14 protein-coding genes and 1 tRNA gene are annotated in these 18644 nt (G+C 61.2%); 2 read left to right on the top strand and 13 right to left on the bottom strand.

Annotated elements, in window-relative coordinates:
- Positions 1–8: 8 nt before the first annotated feature.
- The 6 genes from odhB to sdhC all read right to left on the bottom strand — a co-directional run bounded on the left by odhB (position 9) and on the right by sdhC (position 7438).
- Positions 9–1256, bottom strand: coding sequence for a 2-oxoglutarate dehydrogenase complex dihydrolipoyllysine-residue succinyltransferase (gene odhB, locus R3E49_RS09075; protein ID WP_371294747.1), 1248 nt, complete (start codon positions 1254–1256; stop codon positions 9–11).
- A 20-nt stretch (positions 1257–1276) separates the two neighbouring features.
- A complete protein-coding gene (locus tag R3E49_RS09070; protein ID WP_371294746.1) occupies positions 1277–4135 on the bottom strand; it encodes a 2-oxoglutarate dehydrogenase E1 component in 2859 nt (952 codons plus the stop codon).
- A gap of 61 nt (positions 4136–4196) precedes the next feature.
- The gene (locus R3E49_RS09065) at positions 4197–4901 is read right to left on the bottom strand and encodes a succinate dehydrogenase iron-sulfur subunit (RefSeq protein WP_371294745.1); all 705 of its coding nucleotides are present in this window, start codon (positions 4899–4901) and stop codon (positions 4197–4199) included.
- A 30-nt stretch (positions 4902–4931) separates the two neighbouring features.
- Complete coding sequence (sdhA, locus tag R3E49_RS09060) at positions 4932–6704, bottom strand: succinate dehydrogenase flavoprotein subunit (RefSeq protein ID WP_290743626.1); 1773 nt, start codon at positions 6702–6704, stop codon at positions 4932–4934.
- A gap of 3 nt (positions 6705–6707) precedes the next feature.
- Positions 6708–7070 (bottom strand): succinate dehydrogenase, hydrophobic membrane anchor protein, encoded by a 363-nt coding sequence (gene sdhD, locus R3E49_RS09055; RefSeq protein ID WP_371294744.1) that lies wholly within the window; start codon positions 7068–7070, stop codon positions 6708–6710.
- Positions 7064–7438: a succinate dehydrogenase, cytochrome b556 subunit gene (gene sdhC, locus R3E49_RS09050; protein WP_371294743.1), complete on the bottom strand. Its 375-nt coding sequence runs from the start codon at positions 7436–7438 to the stop codon at positions 7064–7066. The genes sdhD and sdhC overlap by 7 nt, the downstream gene beginning before the upstream one ends.
- Positions 7439–7759: 321 nt before the next feature.
- Between sdhC and gltA the strand changes: the two genes are divergently transcribed.
- Both gltA and R3E49_RS09040 read left to right on the top strand, forming a co-directional pair.
- Positions 7760–9052, top strand: coding sequence for a citrate synthase (gene gltA, locus R3E49_RS09045; protein ID WP_371294742.1), 1293 nt, complete (start codon positions 7760–7762; stop codon positions 9050–9052).
- A 90-nt stretch (positions 9053–9142) separates the two neighbouring features.
- Positions 9143–10264, top strand: a complete 1122-nt coding sequence (locus R3E49_RS09040) for a beta-ketoacyl-ACP synthase III (protein WP_371294741.1) — start codon at positions 9143–9145, stop codon at positions 10262–10264.
- 27 nt (positions 10265–10291) lie between these two features.
- On the opposite strand, the gene hisC is transcribed toward R3E49_RS09040, so the two are convergent.
- From hisC to R3E49_RS09005, 7 genes are all read right to left on the bottom strand, one after another.
- Positions 10292–11377, bottom strand: a complete 1086-nt coding sequence (hisC, locus tag R3E49_RS09035; protein WP_371294740.1) for a histidinol-phosphate transaminase — start codon at positions 11375–11377, stop codon at positions 10292–10294.
- Positions 11378–11393: 16 nt separating this feature from the next.
- Positions 11394–11469: transfer RNA gene (locus R3E49_RS09030), tRNA-Glu, on the bottom strand.
- A 179-nt stretch (positions 11470–11648) separates the two neighbouring features.
- Positions 11649–12932, bottom strand: coding sequence for a putative porin (locus R3E49_RS09025; RefSeq protein ID WP_371294739.1), 1284 nt, complete (start codon positions 12930–12932; stop codon positions 11649–11651).
- Between the two features lie 107 nt (positions 12933–13039).
- Positions 13040–13768 carry a phosphate signaling complex protein PhoU gene (phoU, locus tag R3E49_RS09020; RefSeq protein ID WP_371294738.1) on the bottom strand — a complete coding sequence of 243 codons (729 nt, stop codon included), beginning with the start codon at positions 13766–13768 and terminating at the stop codon, positions 13040–13042.
- 10 nt (positions 13769–13778) lie between these two features.
- The gene (gene pstB, locus R3E49_RS09015; RefSeq protein ID WP_290744821.1) at positions 13779–14519 is read right to left on the bottom strand and encodes a phosphate ABC transporter ATP-binding protein PstB; all 741 of its coding nucleotides are present in this window, start codon (positions 14517–14519) and stop codon (positions 13779–13781) included.
- 102 nt (positions 14520–14621) lie between these two features.
- Positions 14622–16337, bottom strand: a complete 1716-nt coding sequence (gene pstA, locus R3E49_RS09010) for a phosphate ABC transporter permease PstA (protein WP_371294737.1) — start codon at positions 16335–16337, stop codon at positions 14622–14624.
- Entirely contained in the window at positions 16337–18559 is a 2223-nt protein-coding gene (locus tag R3E49_RS09005) for an ABC transporter permease subunit (protein ID WP_371294736.1), read from the bottom strand. Before R3E49_RS09005 ends, pstA begins: the two co-directional genes overlap by 1 nt.
- Between the last annotated feature and the right edge of the window lie 85 nt (positions 18560–18644).

Below are 18644 nucleotides of genomic sequence, written 5' to 3'. Positions count from 1 at the left end.
TCGAGTGCTTACAACTGCAGCAGAATGCGCGCCGGATCTTCGATCAGGTCTTTTACTGCCACCAGGAACTGCACCGCCGTCTTGCCATCAATAAGGCGGTGATCGTAGGACAGCGCAAGGTACATCATGGGGAGGATGACCACTTCGCCATCGACCGCCATCGGTCGCTCCTGGATCTTGTGCATGCCCAGGATGCCGGTCTGTGGCGGGTTCAGGATGGGAGTCGACATGAGTGACCCAAAGACGCCGCCGTTGGTCACCGTGAAGGTGCCACCGGTCATGTCGTCGATGGTCAGCTTGCTGTCACGCGCGCGCAGGCTGAGATCGCGTATGGCTGCTTCCACATCCGCGAGGCTCATGAAATCGGCGTCGCGCAGCACCGGCACCACCAGCCCACCCGGTGCGGACACGGCAACGCCGATATCCTGGTAGCCGTGGTAGACCACATCAGTGCCGTCGATGGAGGCATTCACTTCGGGGAAGCGCTTCAGCGCCTCGCAGCAGGCTTTGACAAAAAAGCCCATGAAGCCGAGACGGGTGCCGTTGTGCACCTTCTCGAACTGTTCCTTGTACTTCTCGCGCAGCGCCATCACCGGCGCCATGTTGACCTCGTTAAAGGTCGTCAACATAGCCGTGCCATGCGTCGCCTCAAGCAGACGCTCGGCGATCCGGGCGCGCATACGTGTCATGGGGACGCGCTTTTCGATGCGCTCGCCGGTGGGGCCGGCAGGCACCTGCGGCATCGTGTCTTCGCTGACGCTGGGCTTGGCCGGGGCCGCCGGAGCGGCTGCAGGGGCTGCCGCGGGCTTGTTCTTGAGATGCGCGAGCACATCTTCCTTGGTGATGCGCCCCCCCTTGCCGGTCCCGCTGATACTCGCTGCGTCCAGCTTGTGCTCCTCGACCAGCTGGCGCGCCGCAGGGCCCATCAGGCCTTCCGCATCCTCAGCGTCTTTCGCGCCTGCCGTGTCAGCGCCCTGGGCAGGCGCCGGCTCGGACGCCGGTTGAACACTGGCTGCAGCACCGGGCTCAAGCAGCGCGAGCAGCTGCTCGCTCTGGATGGTTTCGCCCTCAGCAGCGTGGATTTTGCTGATCACCCCGTCCTCGGGCGCCACCACCTCCATCACCACCTTGTCGGTCTCGATTTCAACGATGAGCTCATCGCGAGAGACTGACTCCCCCTCCTGCTTGTGCCAGGTCGCGATTTCCCCGTCGGCAACGGACTCGGGAAAAGATGGGGCCTTGATTTCGATAGCCATTTCGGTTCCTTTGGAAAGTGCTAGTTCTGGCCGAACCAAGTCGGTTCCAGGGCATCGTTAATAAACGTCTCCAGCTGCGCCAGGTGCAGGGCCATATAGCCCGCGGCGGGCGCGGCAGAAGGTTCCCGACCAGCGTATCGCAGATACACGTCGGGGTTGTGGGCATACATGACGCGCCGCATGTGATGCTGGCTGGAGTACCAGGCGCCCTGGTTCTGGGGCTCCTCCTGACACCAGGCGGCATCGGTGACGTTCGGGTAGTTCCCCAGGACCTGCAAGAGCTCCGCTTCGGGGAAGGGATACAGCTGTTCGAGGCGGATCAGCGCCACGTTGTTCAGGCCACGCTCACGACGGGCCGCCAGCAGGTCGTAGTAGACCTTGCCGCTGCAGAGGATAAGGCGGGTCACCGCCGCTTTATCGAGCTCGTCGGAATCATCCAGCACGTTGTGGAAATGCCCATTGGCGAGATCTTCCAGCGACGACACCGCTTCCTTGTGGCGCAGCAGGCTCTTCGGAGACATCACTACCAGCGGCTTGCGCAGAGGTCGGATCGCCTGCCGCCGCAGCATGTGGAACACCTGGGCGGGCGTGGTCGGCACGCACACCTGGATATTGTGCTCTGCACAGAGTTGCAGGAATCGCTCAAGGCGCGCCGAGGAGTGCTCGGGGCCCTGCCCCTCGTACCCGTGGGGCAGCAGCATGGTCAGGCCGCAGAGCCGCGACCATTTATGTTCACCGCTGGTGATGAACTGGTCGATGACGACCTGGGCTCCGTTGGCGAAGTCACCAAACTGCGCCTCCCAGATCACCAGACCCGTCGGCGAGGTCGTGGCGTAGCCGTATTCAAAGGCCAGCACCGCCTCCTCCGAGAGCAGGGAATCGTAAATGGCGAAGGGGGCCTGGTTCTCATCGATGTGCTGCAAGGGTATGTAGCGGGAGCCGTCTTTCTGGTTATGCAACACGGCGTGGCGGTGCGAGAACGTGCCGCGCCCCACGTCCTGCCCGGTCAGGCGCACCGGGTAGCCGGCATCCAGCAGACTCGCATAGGCCAGGGTCTCTGCGGCCCCCCAGTTCAGCGGCATGGCCCCGGCTGCCATCTTCCGACGATCCTCGAGAATCTTGCTGACCTGACGCTGCAGCGGGAAGCTCGGCGGCGGCGTGTTGGTCACCTGGGCGAGATGCTGCAGCGCCTGCATGTCGATACGGGTGTCGCAGTGCAGTGTCCACTCGTGCCCGAGGTACGGCGTCCAGTCGACGAACAGGCTGGCGTTGGGCTCGGAGACCAGACCGCTGACCAGTGGCTCACCGCGGTCGAGGGACTCGCGGTACTCATTGACCAGAAACTCGTCTTCCTCGGCCGTCAGAACACCCTGCTCCACCAGCTTGGCCGCGTACAGGTCGCGCGTCGTGGGCTGCTTGCGAATGCGCTCGTACATGCGGGGCTGGGTCACCGAGGGCTCATCGGCTTCGTTGTGGCCGCGACGCCGGTAGCAGACGAGGTCAACGACCACGTCCCGCTTGAAGGTGTTACGGAAGTCGACCGCCAGCTGGGTGACAAAGTGCACCGCCTCGGGGTCATCCGCATTGACGTGAAAGATGGGGGCCTGCACCATTTTGGCTACATCAGTGCAGTATTCCGTTGAGCGGGCATCCTCTCGGTCGCTGGTGGTGAAACCCACCTGGTTGTTGAGCACGATATGCAGCGTACCGCCCGTCTTGTAGGCCCGTGTCTGGGACATCTGGAATGTCTCCATCACCACGCCCTGCCCGGCGAAGGCGGCATCGCCGTGAATGACCACCGGCACGACCGTATCCCCCGAAGGATCCTTGCGACGATCCTGCCGGGCGCGCACAGAGCCCTCGACCACCGGTGAAACAATTTCCAGGTGGGAGGGGTTGAACGCCAGCGCCAGGTGCACCTCACCCCCTGAGGTCATCAGGTTTGAGGAAAAGCCCTGGTGATACTTCACGTCACCGGACTTGTCGTACACCACCCGCCCCTCAAACTCTGCAAACAGGTCCGAGGGCTTCTTGCCGAAGATATTGATCAGTACGTTGAGTCGGCCGCGGTGCGCCATGCCGATAACAATTTCCTTGGCACCGTAAGACCCGATGCGCTGCACCATTTCCGACAGCATGGGAATAAGCGACTCACCACCTTCGAGGCCAAAGCGCTTGGTACCGGGATACTTGGAGCCCAGCGACTTCTCGAGGCCTTCGGCCTTGATCAGACGGCGCAGAATCTGCTTGCGTACATCGTCGGAGAAGACTGGGGCCGACCGCACCGACTCCATACGTTTCATGATCCAGTGGCGCTGCTCGGTGTCCACGATATGCATGAACTCGGCGCCAATGGTGTTGCAATAGGTGGCCTCGAGGGAGTCGACAATCTCGCCCAACGTCGCGTCTGCCTTGCCGATGTACATGCTCCCGGTCTGGAACACGGTATCGAGGTCTGCTGCAGAGAGCTGGTGGAAGGCCAGATCCAGATCGGGGACCGGTTCCCGCACATGCAGGGCGAGCGGGTCAAGGCTCGCCTTCTGGTGGCCGCGCTGCCGGTAGGCGGACACCAGCTGGACGACCTTGACCTGCTTGCGCTCGTATTCAGTTGCCTGGGAGTCGTGGGCGACCGTGGCCTCGGTGCGCACACGCATCTTGCTGATCTGCGCGAACCGGTCGCGGATGGTCGAATGCGGAATATCGTTCATCTGCACGGCAGACGAGGACACGCGGGGCAGCTTGTCGAAATAATCCCGCCACTGTTCCGGCACCCCGTTGGGATCCCGGAGGTAGGATTCGTACAAATCCTCGACATAGGTGGCGTTGCCGCCGGCAATATGTGAGCTCCTTCTCAGGAGCTCCATCGGACTCTCTTGCATTATGCCCTTCCGGGATTGGATGATGCCGGTGGTGTTCCGGCGGGTAACACCGTTTTCGTAATCAGGTTGCCCGAGTCAACAGCATAGTACGAATGTGGCCAATTGCCCGCGTCGGGTTCAAGCCCTTGGGGCACACATTGACACAGTTCTGGATACCATGACAACGGAAAACGCTGAACGGGTCGTCGAGTCGGGACAGCCGCTCATCGGTTGCCGTATCCCGGCTGTCAGCCAGGAACCGGTAGGCCTGCAACAGCCCGGCCGGGCCGATAAAGCGATCCGGGTTCCACCAGAAAGAGGGGCAGCTGGTTGAGCAGCACGCGCAGAGGATGCACTCGTAAAGGCCGTCCAGCTTGGCGCGGTCCTCCGGCGACTGCAGGCGCTCAATGGCCGGTGCCGGCGTGTTGTTCTGCAGGTAGGGCTGAATCTTCTCGTACTGGGCGTAGAACATGCTCATATCCACCACCAGGTCGCGGATCACTGGCAGACCGGGCAACGGGCGCACGACCAGCTTGTTGTTCTTCACAGTGGCAGACAGCGGCGTGATGCAGGCGAGGCCATTCTTGCCGTTGATGTTGAGACCGTCGGAGCCACAGACACCCTCGCGGCAGGAGCGCCGGTAGGTGACGGAGCTGTCCTGTGCCTTGATCTGCTCCAACACGTCCAGCACCATCAGGTCCTTGCCCTCGGTGTCGAACTGAAACTCCTGCATGTAGGGCTGCTGGTCGGTTTCCGGGTTGTAACGATAAATGCTTACTTGCAGCATGTTTGGTGACCTCTGGGTAGCTACACAGTCTTAATACGTACGGGCTTTCGGCTCGAAGGTGGGTACCGTGCGCGGCTTGAAATTGACCGCACGCTTGCCGACCCGCTTGCCTTCCGGGTAGTACATGGAATGGCACAGCCAGTTCTCGTCGTCGCGCTCCTGGAAATCATCACGGGCATGGGCACCGCGACTCTCCTTGCGCTCCTCGGCAGTGATGGCCGTCGCTTCCGCGACTTCAAGCAGGTTCTGCAATTCCAGCGCCTCAATGCGCGCCGTGTTGAAGGTGTTGCTGCGATCGGTCAGCGCCGCGCCCTCGATGCGGCCGCGCAGGTCCGCCAGCTTGCGGATGCCTTCCTGCATGAACTCGCCCTTGCGGAACACGCCAAAGTGGTTCTGCATGACGTTTTGCAGCTCCTTGCGCAGGTCGGGGAACTTCTCCGTACCCTTGGCCTCATCCAGCCGGCGCAGGCGGGACATGCCCTGCTCGATATCGGTCTGTGAGGCATCGCGCATGTCGATACCCTCGCGCAGCGCGTTCTCGATAAACAGACCCGAGGCGCGTCCGAACACAACGAGGTCGAGGAGCGAGTTGCCGCCGAGCCGGTTGGCACCGTGCACCGAGACGCAGGCAACCTCACCGCAGGCATAAAGACCGGGAATGATCTGGTCGTTGCCCTGGGCGTCCACGGTCAGCGCCTGGCCATGCACGTTGGTCGGGATTCCGCCCATCATGTAGTGGCAGGTCGGCACAACGGGAATCGGGGCCTTGACCGGGTCTACATGGGCGAAGGTCCGCGACAGCTCACAGATACCCGGCAGGCGTGATTCCAGCACTTCCTCGCCAAGGTGATCCAACTTCAGGAACACGTGGTCACCCTCGGGACCGCAGCCACGGCCTTCGATGATTTCCAGGATCATCGAGCGCGCGACCACGTCGCGACCAGCGAGGTCCTTGGCGTTGGGCGCGTAGCGCTCCATGAAACGCTCACCGTCCTTGTTGATGAGGTAGCCACCCTCGCCGCGGCAACCCTCGGTGACCAGGGTGCCGGCACCGTAGATGCCGGTCGGGTGGAACTGCCACATTTCGATGTCCTGCACCGGGAATCCGGCACGCAGCGCCATGCCGATACCGTCACCGGTGTTGATGTGGGCGTTGGTGGTCGAAGCGTAGATCCGCCCTGCTCCGCCCGTGGCGAACACAGTGGCCTTGGACTTCACGTAGACGGTTTCACCGGTTTCCATGCAGATGGCGATCACGCCCACCACCGCGCCATCCTGGTTCTTGACCAGGTCGGTGGCGTACCACTCGTTGAAGAAGACGGTGTTGTTCTTGATGTTGCCCTGGTACAGGGTGTGCAGCAGGGCATGCCCCGTGCGGTCCGCCGCTGCACAGGTCCGGGCGGCCTGTGTGGGGTCGTCGGGACCCTTGGACTGGCCGCCGAACGGACGCTGGTAGATACGCCCCTCCTCGGTGCGGGAAAACGGCAGACCCATATGCTCCAGCTCGAACACCGCTTCCGGGCCGACGCTGCACATGTACTCAATGGCGTCCTGGTCGCCGATATAATCGGAGCCCTTGACCGTGTCATACATATGCCAGCGCCAATCATCATTGGGGTCTGCGCTGGCAATGGCGCAGGTGATGCCGCCCTGCGCAGACACGGTGTGTGAGCGCGTGGGGAAGACTTTGGAAATTACCGCCGTCTTGTAACCGGACTGCGCCAGCTGCAGCGCTGCGCGCATGCCTGCTCCGCCACCGCCGACAATCACGCCATCAAAAGAAATCGTTCGCAATGCTGTCATATCTCAATATCCCCAGAGGACTTGCACGCCCCAGACCACATACACAAAAAGCACCAGCGCAATCGCCAGCTGTGACGATATACGCAAGACATTGCCCGTTGTCCCCATCATGCGTTCGGTGAGGTAGTCGGTCACCACCGCCCACAGACCGATCCAGGCGTGTGCTGCCAGCGACAGCAGCGCCATCAGGCTGAACACGCGCACCCAGGTCTGGGCAAACAGGGCTTTCCAGCTCACATAGTCCACGCCACTGAGTACGACCCAGGCGATGAACAGGAAATAGGCCAGCAGAATCACACCACTGACGCGCTGTACCAGCCAGTCGGATGTGCCAGAACGGCCGAAACTTGTGACTGCAGTTACCATATCAAAACCCCCGCCAGCAGAATCAGGACCACGGACAGACCGATCACCAGGCGCGCGCCCAGGGCGCCGCCCTCGAAGCTTTCACCGATACCGAAATCCATGATGATGTGCTTGATGCCCGCCAGGGCGTGATAGATCAGCCCTGCGGATATCGCCCAGAGGATCAACTTGGCCAGCGGGCCGGTGAGGGCCTCCTGCAGCATGGCGAAGTCCTCGGGGCTGCGCAGGCTCATGTCGAGCGCCCACACCAGGAAGACCATAGCGAAAAAGAGAAAAACACCGGAGGCGCGATGGGTGATCGATGCCCATGCGGTTATGGGGAGCCGCATGCTGCCGATGTCCAGGTTCACGGGACGTTTGTCTTTCACAGTTCAGTTTCCACCGTTAAGGACGCCACAAAGGCGATTAAAGGGGGCCGGCCACGTGGCCAGGCGCTGTCGCTTTTCGCAAAGATCGTGCAGAGAAAGCGCGCAGAATTATAGGGGGATGCGCTTCTAATTACAAACCTCCACCTGCGCGGGGGGCGGGCACCCATGATGTCGCGAACGTCGCCGAACGTCGGCGTTCGCGATCCGGGACTTTCGCCGCCAAAAGGCTCAGGATGCTGGCAAATAGAGCCAGATCAATTGACAAAAGCTGCCGAGACTTTATAGTTGGGCACCCCACGGAACCACATCGCAGGACCTTTCATGAGCGACAAAAAAGCAACCCTGAAAGTAGACGGGCTGGACGAAACCATCGAACTTCCCGTGTACTCCGGCACACTCGGTCCGGACGTGATCGACGTGGGTGCCCTCACCTCCAGGGACATGTTCACCTACGATCCGGGGTTCGTCTCTACTGCGGCCTGCGAGTCGAAAATCACCTATATCGACGGCGGCAAGGGCATTCTGCTGCACCGCGGCTACCCCATCGACCAGCTGGCCGAGCACAGTGATTACCTCGAAACCTGCTACCTGCTGCTGTACGGAGAGCTGCCCACCGCTGAACAGAAAGAGACCTTCGTCAGCACCGTCAAGCGCCACACCATGGTCCACGAGCAGATCCGTACGTTCTTCAACGGCTTCCGGCGCGACGCGCACCCAATGGCAGTCATGTGCGGTGTTGTCGGCGCTTTGTCCGCATTTTATCACGACTCGCTGGATATCTCCGATGAACATCACCGCCAGGTCGCCGCGTTCCGACTGATCGCCAAAATGCCTACGCTGGCGGCTATGAGCTACAAGTTCTCCATCGGGCAACCCTTCATGTACCCCGACAACAACATGGGTTACGCCGAAAACTTCCTGCACATGATGTTCGGCAACCCCTGCGAGCCCAGCAATGTGAGCCCCGTACTGGCTCGCGCCATGGATCGCATCTTCCTGCTCCACGCGGACCATGAGCAAAACGCCTCCACCTCGACAGTGCGCCTGGCGGGTTCATCCGGGGCCAACCCGTTTGCCTGCATCGCGGCAGGCATCGCGGCACTCTGGGGGCCCTCGCACGGGGGCGCCAATGAGGCCGTACTGGAAATGCTCGAGGAAATCGGCGACGTATCGCGCATCGACGAGTTCGTCTCCCGCGCCAAGGACAAGGACGATCCCTTCCGCCTGATGGGCTTCGGGCACCGTGTTTACAAGAACTTCGACCCACGGGCGAAGGTGATGAAGGAGGCCGCCGATGACGTGCTGGCGGAGCTGGGCATCGAAAACGATCCGTTGCTCGCCATCGCCAAGCGACTGGAGCAGATCGCCCTGGAGGACCCCTACTTCATCGAGCGCAAGCTGTACCCCAACGTAGACTTCTATTCAGGCATCATCCTCAAGGCCATCGGTATCCCCACGAGCATGTTCACGGTGATCTTTGCGGTGGGCCGCACGGTAGGCTGGATTGCGCACTGGCACGAGATGATCAGCGGCAGCTACCGCATCGGACGGCCGCGCCAGCTCTATACCGGCCACACCCAGCGGGATTTTGTCGCGCTGGACAAGCGCGGCTAGCCTGTCCCGCCGCCCGAAAAAGGCCGCCCTGCCGCGGCCTTTTTTGGTTACACTCCCCATTAATTCTACGCCACAGGAAATCCGTACGTCATGAGCGAGGTTGTCATCAGCGGCACCGGGTTGTTCACACCCGCACAGTCCATCAGCAACGCAGAACTGGTCGAGTCATTCAACACCTGGGTGGAGCAGTTCAACGCGGAAAATGCCGCCGCGATTGCCGCCGGTGATATCGCCGCCCTGCAGCCGTCATCCGCCGAGTTTGTCGAGAAGGCGTCGGGTATCAAGTCTCGCTATGTTATCGACAAGACCGGTATCCTCGACCCACAGCGCATGGTGCCGCGGATTCCCGAACGCCCCGACAGCAGCCCCTCCATCCAGTGTGAAATTGCCGTTGCGGCGGCCCGTGAGGCCATGGCGCAGGCCGGCAAGCAGGCCTCTGACATCCACGCCGTAATCGTGGCCTGCTCCAACCTGCAGCGTGCCTACCCGGCCATTGCGGTGGAAGTACAGGACGCCTTGGGGATCGAGGGTTTTGGCTTTGACATGAATGTCGCCTGCTCATCAGCCACCTTCGGCATCCAACAGGCGCGGGACAGCATTCGCTCGGGCAGCGCGCGCTGCGTGCTGATACTCAATCCGGAAATCTGCAGTGGGCACCTGAACTTCCGCGACCGCGACTCACACTTCATTTTCGGCGATGTCTGCACCGCAATTATCGTCGAGCGGGGCGAGGACGCCACTGCGAGCGACACCTACCGGATCGTGGACAGCAGGCTGCAAACCCTGTTTTCCAACAACATCCGCAATAACTTCGGCTTCCTCAACAGGGCCGCCGAGGAAGGCGTCGGCAAGCCCGACAAACTGTTTGTGCAGGAAGGACGCAAGGTATTCAAGGAAGTCTGTCCCGCCGTTGCCAAACAGATCAGCGATCAACTGCAGGGACAGGACATTGCTCCCGAGCAGCTCAAACGCCTGTGGCTGCACCAGGCAAACCTGAGCATGAACCAGCTGATCTCGCGCAAGGTCCTGGGCCGTGATGCCACCGCCGATGAGGCCCCGACCATTCTGGACGAGTACGCCAACACAAGTTCCGCCGGTTCCATCATCGCCTTTCACAAGCATCGCGCCGATTTTGCCAGCGGCGACCTCGGCGTGCTCTGCTCCTTCGGTGCCGGCTACAGCATCGGCAGCGTCATTCTACAGCGGCGCTGAAGGGGCTGCACCGCCGGGCTATCCGCCTCAGTGCCCAGCGGCGCCCGTGCCGGCCGCCATCAGGTCCGACAGCGCGGTCAGCAATGCCTCACACTGCTCATCGGTCCCCACGCTGATTCGCAGAAAATCGGCGATACGCGCTTTATTGAAGTGCCGCACGATGATGCCGCGCTCGCGCAGGGCCAGAAACAGCGCCCGGGCGTCGCGTCCCGCGCCGGGTGAGGCAAACACAAAATTGGCGCTGGACGGCAATACGGTGAAACCGAGCATCTGCAGGCCCTGTGTGAGCCGCGACCGGCTGGCAATCACCTTGGCGCAGGATGCTTCAAACCAGGCCTCATCCTCCAGCGACGCGAGCACCGCGTGCTGGGCCACGGCATCCAGTGGATAGGAGTTGAAGGAGTTTTTCACGCGCTGCAGGCCGTCAATCAGATCAACGTGGCCGTAGGCCACCCCCACGCGGAGCCCCGCCAGGGCACGGGATTTTGACAGGGTTTGCACCACCAGCAGGTTGTCATAGGTGTTCACCAGGGTAACCGCTGATGCTCCACCGAAATCGATATAGGCCTCATCAATCACCACCACGCTGTCCCGGTTCGTCTCCAGCAGACGGCGAATATCCTCGAGGGCCAGCAACATCCCCGTAGGCGCGTTGGGATTGGGCAGGATAATGCCGCCATTGGGGCGCGCATAGTCGGCGACATCAATGCTGAAATTCTCCCGCAGCGCCACCGGCTCGCCAACAATGCCGTAGAGATCACACCAGACCGGGTAAAAACTGTAACTGATGTCCGGGAACAGTAGCGGGGCAGCCTGTCGCAGCAGCCCCATGAACACGTGCGCCAGCACCTCATCAGAGCCGTTGCCAAGGAAAACCTGCTCGGGCAACAGCCCCGCCCTTTCCGCAAATGCCAGGCGCAGCGCAGTGGACTCGGGATCCGGATAGCGGCGCAGGTCGTCACCGTCGATACGGTGAATAGCGTCCAGCACGCGCGGTGACGGCGGATAGGGGCTTTCGTTGGTGTTGAGCTTGACCAGACGGGGGTGCCGCGGTTGTTCACCGGGCACATAGGGCGTGAGACGCCGCACCACGTCACTCCAGTAACGACTCATGAGCAGTTCCGATAAATGGCGTCCCCTAGGGGGTTCGAACCCCTGTTCCCGCCGTGAAAGGGCGGTGTCCTGGACCACTAGACGAAGGGGACACAGACGCATCGGCCGAAATGCCGAGCCGCATATTGTACTCAAGCCACACCACACAAAGCAACGCGGTGGGGTACAGATGACGGGCTACACGCGGAAAGCGACTCGCACCGCGTTACTCGCGGCGGTCATCAGGGCAGGCCCCGCCGGGAAGCGGGCTGCCCCATCCTCGCAGTCAGGGTCAGTACTTGAAGGAGGTATCGAAGATCACCCGGTCATAATCAATCGGGTCATCAAATCGGCTGCCCAGCGTTTCGTTGTCGACAAACAACGTCAGACCAACGTGCCATTGCTTGTCGACGGCAAACACTGCGCCGAGTTTGTGGCCACGCACGTCTGTGCCACCACCGCCGATGTTGGAGTCGCTGAGGAGGGCCAGCAGCGAGTCGGCCTCGATGGAGGCAAATTCATAGCTGACCTGCCAGCTTCCCGCACCGCTGGCCTTGCCGAGCCGGGCGCCAGCGGACCAGGCGGTGTCCTCGTCGTCGGCATCCAGGTTTTGTGCGAAGTGGCCGTACACCGCCGCCGGCAGCCCCAGACCGTCAATGTCCAGCGTGGCGAAGAGCTCGAGCTCCTCGTAGTTATTGTCGTAGGTGCAGAAGGTCAACAGGATGGTGTCACAGCTGAAGCTGTTGCCAAAGAAGACGTCGAAGGCACCGAAATAGGTATTCTTGCCCTTCACCGGCATATCGATGTAGCCACCGCCGGCGGTCAGCCCCAGGTTGTCACCAAGAGCCAGCGTGAAGCCCGACTGTACGCCGTAGTAAAAAACGTTGTTGGCACGTGCGCTGTCGCTCTCCAATGCGTGCGCCACGGCGTTCACAAACAGGTGCTCGTTGGCCCAGCCGAGGGCTATGCCCTCAGGGGTGTAATCCGAGTCCCAAAGCAGACCGGAGCCCTCGGGACGGTACATCGGGTTCTTCATCTTGCCGATGGTGGCATAAGCGCCATCAAACGGCTGCCAGGTAGCCCAGGCCTGGTCAAGATACAGTTCTTTACTGGTCCCGCCGCCGCCCAACGTGGCATTGCCGGAGACCGGTGAATCGTTACCGGCCGCCACTTTCAACCCCACCTGCACGTCCCGGGGCAGTTGGGCGACGAAACCGGCCCGCGCACGCACGCGATGCCGTGTTCGCACCACGCGCTGGCCGATGTCAATTTCCTCGTACCGGTAGCGGAAATCTCCGGAGAATTTAAAGGTCTCCGAGTTCAACCCTGTTGCTGCGCGCGATGGCGCAGCGGCGACTGCCTCACGGGTGAGACGTATTTCCGACACGGCGTTGGCGGTGTTCTCGCGCAGTGTGGCATTCTCTTCTTCCAGCGCCGCAACGCGCGCCATCAGGCCGGCCATCTGCGCCTGCAGTTGCGCGAACTCGGCTTCGCTGACGGCTGCCAGCGCACTGACAGGTGAATATAGGGTGATGGATGCGGCGGCGACTGCCACCCCCAGGGAGAGTCTGTTCATGGATTTTCCTCATCTGCCTGTACACGCGCCGCCGCGCATGACACTAAAATGTCAATTTTATGCTATTTTCATGACACTTTCATGACAGAGGGAGCGCGTTGCGCCGGCTAAGGGTGCTCTTCCACCTGTGCGACCAGGTCATCCGGCTCTACGTGACGCACGTCAAGCCCTCGTACGAGATAGATGACATGCTCCGCGATGTTGCTCGCATGATCGCCGACCCGCTCCAGACTGCGCAATGACCACATCTGGCCCAGCACCGGTCCGATAGTGCGCGGGTCCTCCATCATGAACGTGACCAGGCTGCGCATGGCACTCGCGTACTCGGAATCCACTTCCCGGTCCGCGATGACAGTCTGCACCGCCATATCCACATCCAGACGTGCAAACGCATCCAGCGAGCGGCGCAGCATATCGCTTACGTGATTGCCGATATGGCGTATTTCAACAAAGCTGCTACCCGCACTGGAACCGCCCTCTTCCACAGACTTCACGGCCTGACGGGCAATCTTGCTGGCCTCGTCACCGATACGTTCGAGATCGGTGGTGACTTTGGATATTGCCAATACCAGCCGCAGATCGCTGGCCGCGGGCTGTCGCCGGGCGAGGATGCGAGAGCACTCCTCGTCGATATTGATTTCCAGTTCATTGACCTGCTCGTCGCCCGCGATCACCTCTTCCGCGAGCCCGCTATCGCGGCTGAGCAGCGATTCAACGGCCTTGCCAATCTGCTGTTCGACCAGACCACCCATCTCCAGCAGGTGGTTCTTGACCGATTCCAACTCGGCGTTGAACTGGGCAGAGATATGTTGTTTGTAGCTGTCCTTGTGGAGCATGGCGTTGTCCTCAGCCGTAGCGGCCGGTGATGTAATCCTCGGTCTGCTTCTGTTCCGGGTTGGTAAACAGAGTATCCGTATCGTCGTACTCAATCAATTTGCCCATGTACATGAAGGCGGTCATGTCTGAAACACGGGCGGCCTGCTGCATATTGTGCGTGACAATGACGATGGTGTAACGCGACTTGAGCTCGTAGATCAGCTCCTCGATTTTCAGGGTCGAAATGGGGTCCAGCGCCGATGCGGGTTCGTCCAGCAGCAGAACCTCAGGCTCAACGGCAATCGTGCGCGCAATGACCAGACGCTGCTGCTGGCCGCCGGACATACCGAGAGCGCTCTCGTGCAGACGGTCCTTCACTTCGTCCCAAAGCGCCGCGGCGCGCAGGGATTTCTCCACCACCTCGTCGAGCACGCGCTTCTTGTTGATACCCTGAATGCGCAGACCGTAGGCGACATTCTCGTAAATGCTCTTCGGAAACGGGTTGGGCTTCTGGAACACCATGCCCACCCGGCGCCTGAGGGCCGCGACGTCCACTCGGCGGTCGTAGACATCCTCGTTATCCAGTAAAAGACGCCCCTGCACCCGACAGCCATCCACAAGATCATTCATGCGATTGATACAGCGCAGGAGGCTGGACTTGCCGCAGCCGCTGGGACCAATGAATGCGGTGACCCGTTGCTTCGGAATTTCGAGATTGATATCGAACAGCGCCTGCGCATTCTGGTTGTAGAACAGGTTGAGGTTTTCCATGCGCAGGCTGGTTTCTACAGGTCCTGCCGGGCTGGCGGCGGGCACCTTGTCGCGTTTCAGTGCCTGGATATCCAATGCGTGGCTTTGCATGACAGGGTCCTGTTAGTGTTCGAGTGATTTGTAACGTTCGCGCAACCGGTTACGCAAGCTGACCGCAGCCAGATTGAGCAGCGCGATAATCAGTACCAGCAACAGGGCGGTGGCGTAAACCAGTGGCCGGGCTGCCTCGACGTTAGGGCTCTGGAAGCCGACGTCATAAATATGGAAACCGAGGTGCATGAACTTCTGGTCCAGGTGCAGGTAGGGATAGTTGCCGTCCAGCGGCAGCGTAGGCGCAAGTTTCACCACCCCAACCAGCATCAACGGGGCGACTTCCCCAGCTGCCCTGGCCACGGCGAGGATCAGTCCGGTCATCATCGCCGGGCTGGCCATGGGCAGAACCACCCGCCAGAGGGTTTCTGCTCGCGTGGCGCCCAGCGCGAGTGAACCTTCACGTACCGCCGATGGAATACGCGCCAGACCTTCCTCGGTTGCAACAATCACCACTGGCAGAGTCAGCAGCGCCAACGTGAGCGATGCCCACATCAGCCCCGGCGTGCCAAAGGTGGGCCGCGGCAGTGAGGCAGGGAAGAACAGCTGATCCAGCTCACCTCCCACAAAATAGACAAAGAACCCCAGGCCAAAAACACCGTAGACGATAGAGGGCACGCCGGCGAGGTTGTTCACTGCAACGCGTATGGTTCGCGTGACAAAGCCCTGGCTGGCGTACTCACGCAGATAGACCGCAGCGACCACGCCAAAGGGAGTAACGATGATCGACATGAGGATCACCATCAGCACCGTGCCGAACATGGCCGGGAACACGCCGCCTTCGGTGTTCGCCTCGCGCGGCGGCTCAGAGAGGAACTCCCACAGGCGCTCGACGTACATCTGCATCTTGGCGAACACATTCATCGCGTTGGGTTGGTACGCTCGCACCACCTTGGCGATGGGTAGAGTAACCACGCGCCCGTCAGCGAGCTCCGCACTATAGCTGTGATCCTTTATGCTTTCGTACAGCACATACAGCTGCTCCTGCAGAGCGCGGAACAGCGCTTCCTGCTCGGCACGCTGACTGGCCAGGTCGGCTTGAGCTGACGCGTCAAGACGGCCTTCCAGCTCCAGTTCCCGCTCGCGCAGACGCAGACGTTCCAGCTCATAGTTGATGGCACCGATATCACCCTGCTCGATGCGGTGGATCTCCCTGCGTACAGCGACGGTATCCACGATCAGCGCCTGCAGAGCCTCCAGCGCCGCTGCTTCTCCGTGGTCGGCAACCGTGACCGGTTCAGCACCAAAGCGGCTCACCGCGCGCAGGTAGCCGTAGAAATTGCCCCATTCAAGGCGTTCCACCACCAGCAGGTCCAGCGGATAGCGACGCTCTCCGAATTGCTCATCGATCAGCCAGGTAAAGTCTGTACCCAGGAAATCGCGGTTGCCCTGCTTCAGCAGCGTCCGCTGGTAAAACGGGCCAGGACCCTGCAGCTCGAACCCCGCTTCACGCAACTGGGCGCCGGGTACCTCAACCTGTTCCACCACCTCGCCCAGCAGCTCACGCGTCTGTCCCTGGTAGGTTACCGAGACCGACAGCACATCCGAGGGCCAGAAATGGCTCAGGCCACGCACCGCGAGCAGCAACAGCAAACCGACCACGGCAATCACACTCACGCTCACGGCGGCGCCATTGAGCCAGATCAGTGGGTCACCGCTGCGTATCCAGGCACCCACCGCGGGTGCCCGCTCGTTGTGCAGATCCTGTTCGTTGATCATCTTGTTCATCACAGTGACCCGTACTTGATGCGCAACCGCTGCCGCACCAGCTCGGCGACGGTGTTGACCATGAAGGTAAACATGAAGAGCACAAAGGCAGCGAGGAACAGCACACGGTAGTGTGTACTGTCGACTTCCGCTTCGGGCACTTCCACCGCGATGTTGGCCGACAGCGTACGCATGCCCTCAAAGATATTGACGTCCATGATCGGTGTATTGCCCGTTGCCATCAGAACGATCATGGTCTCGCCCACCGCGCGGCCCAGCCCGATCATCAAGCCGGAGAAGATGCCCGGGCTTGCCGTGGGAATCACCACACCGACCAGCGTCTGCCACGGGGTTGCGCCCAGCGCGAGGCTGCCGTAGCTCAAATGTTTGGGCACAGAGAAAATGGCATCCTCGGCGATGGAGAAGATGGTGGGGATGACCGCCATGCCCATGGCGATGCCCACCACCAGCGCATTGCGCTGATCGAAGGAGATACCCAGTTCGGTCGTGATCCAGCCGCGCATGTCGCCCGAGAAGAACACCAGCTCCAGCGTATCGCCGCTGGCAAAGCTGGCGTAGCCGATGAACAGCACCACAGGAATCAGCACTGCCGCGTGCCAGCCCTCGGGCAGGCGGGCGCGAATGGCGAGCGGCAGGCGCGACCAGAGAAAGGCGAACAGGATGACGCCAACGGGCAGCGTCAGCATCAACGTGACTACCGCGGTCAACTGATCTTCGATCAGCGGCGCCAACCACAGTCCGGCGAGAAAGCCGAGGATCACCGTGGGCAGGGCCTCCATCAGCTCGATCATTGGTTTGACCTTGCGCCGCAGCGATGGCGCCATGAAATAGGCGGTGTAGATGGCGCCGCAGATCGCCAGCGGCGCGGCGATCATCATGGTGTAGAACGCAGCCTTCAAGGTGCCGAAAGCGAGCGGCGCAAAACTGTATTTGGGCTCAAAATCGTTGTCGGATGCGGACGATTGCCAGACGTGCTCAGGCTCATCGTAGCTCTCGTACCAGACTTCACTCCACAGCGCCGACCAGGATACATCCGGGTGTTCGTTATCGATGTGCCAACTGCGCAGACTGCCGTCCGCATCCACCAGCAACAACGCATCCGCACGCGGGGATATGGCGGCCGCCCCGGCTCCCAGGGGCAACGCGGCCTCGCTCAACAACCGGCGGTGCGACGTTGTGTGGTAAATCTGCACTTCACCCTGCCTGCCAAGGGCGACGAAACCCTTGCGGCGATGCTCCGGCAGCAGCGTCGTGACGTTGATGCCGTCGGTGTCAAATTCTCGGATACGCTGCAGGCGATGACCACCCTCGCCGTCCCGCACCATGAAATACTGCACCAGCTCGCCGCGATCGGACGCCGCCAGCAATGAGATACCACCCAGCAGCATCGCGCTTTCAGTCAACTGGCCGCCCCGGGTAAACAGCTCACCCCGGCTCGCCACCAGCAATTTGCCAGCAGCATCGCGCTGCCGCAGATTGATCACTGCGTAGCCGCCTTTACTGTCGATGTGGTACAGCCACTGGAGATTTTCATCGATATGGAAATCCGCCGTCTCCCCCGCCAGCGCTGGCAGTGACAGCGCTTCCCGGTCAAAACTGATCTCGCCCGTGAGGAAGTTTTCTGACCAGTTGTAACGCTGGGCCCGCAGCGTACCCGCGGCATCCAGGGCAATGATCACCATGCCATCGTCGTTATCGCCCAGTGCCAGCTTCTGCACAGGACCTTCAGCAACGCGAATGTCGAGTTCAGGGTAGCGTCGCTCGACACGCGGCGTTATCACGCGGTTACCGTCGGGGTAGCTCAGACGATACTCGTGGGTGTGCAGGGACACTGCACCGGACTCATGGGCCAGTGCCAGCAGGCGCTTGCCCGCACTCTCCTCGGCGACCGCAGAGACCGGGCCCAGATCGGCTGCAAGCTCGGATTCGAGCACGATGGCACCGCTGTCCAGCTGAAAAAAACTGCCGCGGGCGTCGGCAAAGACCGCAAAGCCGATTTCCGTCTGTTCCTCCACCGCCAGATAGAGCGGAGCCGCTGCAAAGGGCGAAGCGACCTCAGCGCGGGGTTCGATTGAGGCATTGCCAAACAGCGGCAGGACCTCATACAGCAGATAGAAAAATATCAGCAGGATGGCGACCAGTACGCCGGCACCGCCGGCGGTGACGGACACCGTGGCAGCGCGATCCTTGAAGTGCCTCCAGCGGGGCGTGAAGGGAGACACGTGTTCACTCATTTTCGTCAAGACAGAATCACTCGGTCAGCGATTGCCGGCACCGGGCAGGCCACAAGGAACCGACCCGGCGATT

Source organism: Haliea sp., assembly GCF_041395985.1.
Classification (GTDB): Bacteria; Pseudomonadota; Gammaproteobacteria; order Pseudomonadales; family Halieaceae; genus Haliea.
The sequence above is the reverse complement of the archived record's forward strand: the minus strand, read 5'-3'. Positions and strand labels throughout refer to the sequence as shown.